Origin of the sequence: Dolichospermum sp. FACHB-1250 (assembly GCF_014696335.1) — a bacterium.
Lineage (GTDB): Bacteria > Cyanobacteriota > Cyanobacteriia > Cyanobacteriales > Nostocaceae > Dolichospermum > Dolichospermum planctonicum.
Genome location: NZ_JACJPZ010000097.1, coordinates 1 through 7,057, shown reverse-complemented (window position 1 = coordinate 7,057; position 7,057 = coordinate 1). Strand labels below are relative to the sequence as shown.

At 39.0% G+C, this 7,057-nt stretch carries 7 protein-coding genes and 1 tRNA gene; 5 read left to right on the top strand and 3 right to left on the bottom strand.

Going from position 1 to position 7,057, the window contains the following annotated elements:
• Positions 1 to 389: 389 nt before the first annotated feature.
• The 3 genes from H6F39_RS19910 to H6F39_RS19900 form a co-directional block, all read right to left on the bottom strand.
• Positions 390 to 1,166, bottom strand: a complete 777-nt coding sequence (locus H6F39_RS19910) for a protein phosphatase 2C domain-containing protein (RefSeq protein ID WP_190397286.1) — start codon at positions 1,164 to 1,166, stop codon at positions 390 to 392.
• Between the two features lie 116 nt (positions 1,167 to 1,282).
• Positions 1,283 to 1,939, bottom strand: coding sequence for a VWA domain-containing protein (locus tag H6F39_RS19905; protein ID WP_137907376.1), 657 nt, complete (start codon positions 1,937 to 1,939; stop codon positions 1,283 to 1,285).
• 572 nt (positions 1,940 to 2,511) lie between these two features.
• Positions 2,512 to 2,583 (bottom strand) — tRNA-Thr (locus tag H6F39_RS19900).
• A gap of 238 nt (positions 2,584 to 2,821) precedes the next feature.
• Between H6F39_RS19900 and argF the strand changes: the two genes are divergently transcribed.
• The 5 genes from argF to H6F39_RS19875 all read left to right on the top strand — a co-directional run bounded on the left by argF (position 2,822) and on the right by H6F39_RS19875 (position 6,968).
• The gene (gene argF / locus H6F39_RS19895) at positions 2,822 to 3,742 is read left to right on the top strand and encodes an ornithine carbamoyltransferase (RefSeq protein ID WP_137907377.1); all 921 of its coding nucleotides are present in this window, start codon (positions 2,822 to 2,824) and stop codon (positions 3,740 to 3,742) included.
• Between the two features lie 264 nt (positions 3,743 to 4,006).
• Positions 4,007 to 4,612 (top strand): transcriptional repressor LexA, encoded by a 606-nt coding sequence (gene lexA / locus H6F39_RS19890; protein ID WP_137907378.1) that lies wholly within the window; start codon positions 4,007 to 4,009, stop codon positions 4,610 to 4,612.
• Between the two features lie 124 nt (positions 4,613 to 4,736).
• A complete protein-coding gene (locus tag H6F39_RS19885) occupies positions 4,737 to 6,218 on the top strand; it encodes a DNA phosphorothioation system restriction enzyme (protein WP_190397285.1) in 1,482 nt (493 codons plus the stop codon).
• A gap of 89 nt (positions 6,219 to 6,307) precedes the next feature.
• Positions 6,308 to 6,541: a hypothetical protein gene (locus H6F39_RS19880; RefSeq protein ID WP_137907380.1), complete on the top strand. Its 234-nt coding sequence runs from the start codon at positions 6,308 to 6,310 to the stop codon at positions 6,539 to 6,541.
• A complete protein-coding gene (locus H6F39_RS19875) occupies positions 6,531 to 6,968 on the top strand; it encodes a PIN domain-containing protein (RefSeq protein ID WP_190397284.1) in 438 nt (145 codons plus the stop codon). Before H6F39_RS19880 ends, H6F39_RS19875 begins: the two co-directional genes overlap by 11 nt.
• Positions 6,969 to 7,057 lie beyond the last annotated feature (89 nt).

Here is a 7,057-nt window from a genome sequence, read left to right as displayed (position 1 = left end):
GACGGGCTAGAAGCCCATCCCACAATAAATATATAACTCTGGTGGGGTGGGCATCCTGCCGTTGACTAGGACGGGCTAGAAGCCCATCCCACAATAAATATATAACTCTGGTGAGGTGGGCATCCTGCTCGCTCATCTTGTTGACTACGACGGGCTAGAAGCCCATTCCACAATAAATATATAACTCTGGTGAGGTGGGCATCCTGCTCGCTCATCTTGTTGACTAGGACGGGCTAGAAGCCCATCCCACAATAAATATATAACTCTTGTGAGGTGGGCCTCCTGCCCGCTCATCTTGTTGACTAGGACGGGCTAGAAGCCCATCCCACAATAAATATATAACTCTTGTGAGGTGGGCCTCCTGCCCGCCCATCATTTAATTATGACTACTAAATCTGATTTTCAAAACAACACAAAAGCAAAGTTTTATCATCATCAGTGCGAGAATTTAACCGCTCAGAATTGAGGAAATCAATTACATATTTTTCATCATCTTCTGGATTATCTGTTTCTCGCAAATATTCCTCCAAAGGTTTAAAAAATGGCGCGTGAGGTTGCCAGTCACTCAAGCGAATTGCTACTTTTTCTAATCCATCAGTAGAAGCACAAATAAACTGTTGTTTACCTGAAATTACCTGTACCTGCATTTCCTCCAGGGCATTGGCTGAAGTGACAAAAGTTGTTTCGTTGAAAAATTCCCCCTTATCTGGTTCAAATAATAATTGATATTCTGCATCTTGGCAACGGACTACCATAAAACCATCGCCAATTTGCATGGCTGCAACCCATTCGGGAGTTGCGATAAAAACTAACAGGGTACAAGCTAAATCACTGACGGAATAACCTTTATGATCTGCTTTTTCATTGAATGCCCTAATAACTTCTTTGACAAACTTAGTAAAGACTTCCTGAGATTCTTCTTGATTCAGTGGTTGAGTAAAACCTTGTTGATCAGGAAGTTTGTTAATATCAGCAAAGCATTTAATTACAGTTTTTACTGCCAATTCAGAACCAAAGTGAGAATATTTAGCACTCCCAGCCCCGTCAGCAACTGCGCCGACAATGACATCATCAAAAATGCGATAATGTCCGCAGTCTTGACAAGGTATTTTTTGCCCCTGATGACTTGTTCCCACCGCAGAACGCGCTATAGCTTTCCAACCCACAATTAATAAATCCTTTATATTTTATTAGACTTTATAACCCCTCTGATAAACCTCTCCAGTATTAAATGTTATTCCTTTTCCCTCTCTTCTTAGGAGAGGGTTAGGGAGAGGTTATTTTAACTTGTAATTTGCCCCCACCCTACCGGTGGTAATGCTACAGCTTCTCCTACTTTGCCACTAGAAACCCGTTTCATGGAGGTGGAAAGCCAAACAAATAAAGCCCGAAAATCTAAGCCATTTAGGGTCACTGGTGGACGTTCGGGAGGGGCAATTTGTCGGAGTTTGTGCATATCAGCACCCTGAACAGCAACGGTAAAAAATAACATTCGGCGCTGTGCTTCTTCTTCTCTTACTCTTTGCGCTGCACCTCCCCAATCATCTGTGGGCGCACCATCGGTAATTAAAAATACCCAAGGACGATAATAATGGACACCGTTATCTTTATAAGATTGTTTGCGTTTTTCCAATAGGTCTAAGGCATATTCTATGGCTGCACCCATTGGGGTGACACCATCGGCTTCTAGTTTGGGCGGTGTAAAATGGTCTATGGTGACGAAATCTTGTGTGAGTCGCACCGGTCCAAAGGTGACAATAGCCACTTCTACACTTAAAGAGGCTTGAGCATCTTTCATCACATCTTCTTTAAAGGCTGCTAAACCCCGATTTAACTCCTGGATAGGTTGTCCTGACATTGAGCCAGAGGTGTCAAGCAAAAGAATTACCGGACAACGATTTTCCGGGTTTTCCACAAATTCGGGCATTCCTACTGGCATTTTCGATACTCCTGGTTAATCAAAGTAAGATGCAGAATGTCTAAATTAGATTTTAAAGTTAGATTTTATTAATCATTACATAGCTTAACATGAGTGTTTCTACAGAGTCAATACCCATCATATTATAATCTTAATAAGTAGGTTGGCGTTAAAATGTGAATTGTGCGATCGCCCACCAGAAGGCGGTATTGTTGAAAGAGTAAGGGAATAAATCGCGGAAAAGACTGGTTGTTATCAAATTCTCACTATTGATTCTGATTTCTTGTTTTATAGAATTGATAATCATATAAGCTTTGAGATAATTAAATGATGATGATACAGCAAGTAGCTTTGAGTGAGGTACACTCTGTGCAGGCAAGATGCCTGCACCACAAGAGTTTTATTATTAATATCTGTACTTCATAATACCAGGAACTGCTGTAAATAAATTATGCTGAGAGTTAATCTTAAACTATTCAACGACATTAATTAGCTGCGAAAACTTAGAATCATTAAATTGACTCTGAAAAACAACCACCGCAAAATTAATTTACGAACTGCGACATATAATGTGCGAATTTAAAAAGGAACAAGGCCAGCAGCTGGATTTGAACCTGCGACCTTCCGATTACAAGTCGGATGCACTACCACTGTGCTATGCTGGCGGTTGGTGTTGGCGGGAAGATTTTTTATTCCCTCACCGATTACACATTATAGCCTCATGTAAATGATTTGTCTAGAGGGTAAACAAAATATTTTTCTGTTTGTCAAAAATAGTCAAAACTAGCGGTCATGTTGTAGATTCATGCAAGAATATTTGGTAAAGTTCAATTTTGTATTCCTCACAACACAGCTAAGTGAAGGCGCGTAAAACCATTTGTTCTTTATGATAGATAATCAGGCATGACAGCATTAATAGGCAGAGATTTATTAAGTTTAGCGGATCTGAGTTCGGGGGAACTACAAGAACTGCTAGAATTGGCTGCTCAACTTAAGTCAGAAAAACTCAAGCTGCATTGTCAAAAGGTCTTGGGGTTGTTATTCTCCAAGGCTTCAACACGCACTAGAGTTAGTTTTACAGTAGCTATGTACCAATTAGGGGGGCAGGTAATTGATCTTCACCCTAATGTAACTCAGGTGAGTCGAGGAGAACCTATCCAGGATACTGCTAGGGTATTAGATCGTTATTTGGATGTTTTAGCAGTTCGCACTTTTGCCCAACAGGAGTTGGAAACTTTTGCTAAATATGCGAAAATTCCGGTGATCAATGCTTTGACAGATTTGGAACATCCTTGTCAAATTCTGGCTGATTTGTTGACTATTCAGGAAAAATTTGGGAGTTTAGCTGGTTTAACCTTAACTTATGTTGGTGATGGTAATAATGTCGCTAATTCCCTGATGTTGGGTTGTGCTTTGGTGGGAATGAATGTGAGAATAGCTTTTCCGTCGGGATATTCTCCAGATGCGGAAATTGTGGAAAAATCCAGAGCGATCGCTAATAATAAAACTGAGGTTTTGTTGACTCATGATCCTGAAGCAGCGGCTAAAGGTGCATCTGTGCTGTATACTGATGTTTGGGCAAGTATGGGACAAGAAACACAGGCCAATAACCGTTTTCCTGTTTTTCAACCCTATCAAATTTCTAAACAGTTATTAAGTCTTGCTGATCCAGAAGCAATTGTTTTACACTGTTTACCGGCACATCGTGGTGAAGAAATTACTGAAGAGGTAATTGAAGGTTCACAGTCACGAGTTTGGGATCAAGCAGAAAATCGCTTACACGCTCAAAAAGCTTTACTAGCCAGTATTCTTGGGGCAAAATAACAGTATTGGTAATGGGTAATGGGTAATGGGTAATGGGTAATGGGTAATGGGTAATGGGTAATGGGTAATGGGTAATGGGTAATGGGTGAAATTATTATTTACTTACTCTTGCCTCTTGCCTCTTGCCTCTTGCCTCTTGCCTCTTGCCTCTTGCCTCTTGCCTATTATTTACCATGAATTTTTAATAAAAGCTTGTGAAGGGAAGAATTTTGTAGTACCAATGTTCTATGGGCATTTATTTATTATTTACTTCCTGAAAAAACTATGGAACGTCTCACAGAACCGCAAAAAGAACTATACGAATGGTTGGTAGAATATATCAAGTTGAATCAACATTCTCCCTCCATTCGCCAAATGATGCAAGGGATGAATTTGAAATCTCCTGCACCGGTGCAAAGTCGTTTGGAACATTTACGCAATAAGGGCTATATTGGCTGGGACGAAGGTAGAGCTAGAACTCTGCGTATACTTAATCCTGTGAAACAAGGTGTACCAATTTTAGGAACTATTGCCGCAGGTGGTTTGATAGAACCGTTCACAGAGGCGGTGGAAATTATGGATTTAGCTAATTTATCATTACCTCCTAAAAGCTATGCTTTACGGGTTGCTGGGGATAGTATGATTGAAGATTTGATTGCAGATGGTGATGTAGTATTTTTGCGCCCTGTGGCTGAACCGAATCAATTAAAAAATGGGACTATTGTGGCTGCCAGGGTGGAAGGACACGGAACAACTTTAAAACGTTTTTATCGTCATGATGATCTTGTCACTCTCAAACCGGCAAATCCTGATTACAAACCCATAGAAGTTCCCGCAGTGCAAGTGGAGGTACAAGGTTCTTTGGTGGGTATTTGGCGCAATTATAACTAAATTATAACTAAAGGATGTTAGTGGTCAGTAGTCAGTGGCAAATAAGCAAATAAAAATAAGTGACTACTGATGATCACCAATTACCCATTACCAATTACCCATTACCCATTAATTACTCCAGTTTATGTACTTAACGCCAAATCCAGCCCCGAAACTGCTTACTTTTAAACTCAAGTTACCTTATGCGGGGGAGAAAAAAGGCAGTTATCAAGTTAAGCAACCATTACCGGGCTTTCCGAAAATGCCTTTATCTCTGCAATTGCGAGAGTATCAACGTCAAGCTGTGACTAGCTGGTTTACTAATCATGGCAGGGGAACATTAAAAATGGCTACTGGTAGTGGTAAGACTATTACTGCATTAGCGATCGCTTATGAATTATATCAGCAAATTGATTTACAAGTCCTGTTAGTGGTGTGTCCCTATCGTCATCTTGTTACCCAGTGGGGCAGAGAATGTGAGAAATTTAACTTACAGCCGATTTTAGCATTTGATAATTTACGCAGTTGGCAAAGTCAACTTTCCACGGCAATCTATAATTTGTCCTCTGGTTCTCAAAATTTTCTCACAGTAATTACCACTAATTCTACTTTAATTAGTGATGGTTTTCAGACACAACTTAAATATTTTCCGCCAAAAACCTTGATTATTGGTGATGAAGCCCATAATTTAGGATCACGGAAATTAGAGGAAAGTTTACCACGCAATGTGGGTTTACGTTTAGCTTTATCAGCCACACCAGAAAGATATTTTGATGATGATGGAACACAATCTTTATTAGATTATTTTGGTCCAGTTTTGCAACCTGAATTTAATTTACAAGATGCCATTGCTCAAGGTGCATTAGTTCATTATATTTATAATCCGGTGTTAGTAGAATTAACGGAATTTGAAAGTATAGCTTATTTAAAATTAACCAAAAAAATCGGGCGTTCTCTACTGTATAAAGATCGAGATATGGGGGAGACAGGAGATTTTGAAGACAACGAAGATATTAAATCTTTATTAATACAGAGAGCGCGGTTAGTTGGCACAGCGGAAAATAAATTAACAGCTTTACAAGAGTTAATGAAAAATCGGCGAGGAACTACCCATACACTGTTTTATTGTAGTGATGGTTCTCAAGAAATTGGAGAGCGTTATTCCTTGCGTCAACTCAAAGCAGTTGCTCAAATTTTGGGGGGAGAATTAGGTTATAAAGTCAGTACCTATACAGCAAACACTTCATTAGAGGAAAGGGAAATTTTACGTCGTCAATTTGAAAGTGGAGAATTACAGGGTTTAGTTGCAATTCGGTGTTTAGATGAAGGTGTGGATATTCCTGCTATTAAAACCGCAGTAATTTTATCAAGTTCAGGAAATCCCCGTCAATTTATCCAACGTCGGGGACGGGTTTTACGTCCTCACCCTGGTAAGGAACGGGCAACGATTTTTGATATGATTGTGTTACCACCAGATTTGGATAGGGAAACTATTGAGGTGGAACGGAATTTATTAAAGAAGGAATTAAAGAGGTTTGTGGAATTTGCTGATTTAGCGGATAATGCTGGGGAAGCGAGGATGAAGTTATTGGCTTTGCAAAAACGATATGGGTTATTGGATATTTAATTTTGGGGAAATTTATCAATAGTTATTGACTTTATGTACCAGAAAAAGGTAAGATAATGTTTAGTAGATACTGTTGAGGAGAAAAGGTAATGAAAACAATAGAAACAGTTGTGAATGTTACCCCAGAGCGACAAATTACACTCCAATTACCTCCAGATATCCCCGCAGGTGAATATCAAGTAGTTATAGTTCTTAATGAAAGTGGTAAATCAGAGCAATTAGCAGCAAAAAATCAAGCAAAAAGGTTTAAATGTTCAGCTTATCCTGTGGGTTTAGTTGCTGATAATTTCACCTTTCGTAGAGAAGATTTATATGATAGATAAAGCGGTTTTTATAGATACAAATATTCTGATTTATAGCAATTTAGCTTTATCACCATTTCACACACAAGCAATACAAAGATTACAATATTTTGCTGATCAAGATATAGAAATGTGGATTAGTCGGCAAACTTTGCGAGAATATTTATCAGGTATGACAAGACGTAGTGATTTAACTGGAACAATTCCTATTACTTCTTTAGTAGCTGATGTAGAATATTTTAGTAGTTATTTTCATGTTGCTGAAAATACTGCTTTAGTAACTGAAAGATTATTGAAATTAATGACAGAAATCAATATTGGCGGTAAGCAAGTACATGATGCTAATATAGTTGCCACAATGTTAGTTTATGGCATTCCTCGGTTGCTGACCCACAATATAGGCGATTTTGCTAGATTTTCTGAATTACAGCAGTTTTCAGGTAAATAAGCCACAGTGGTTGAACCAGTTGAAAGCATCATCTTCTGTAAGATAATTAACTGCAATCGTCATCGCTTCATTGAGGGATTCTAATGTCC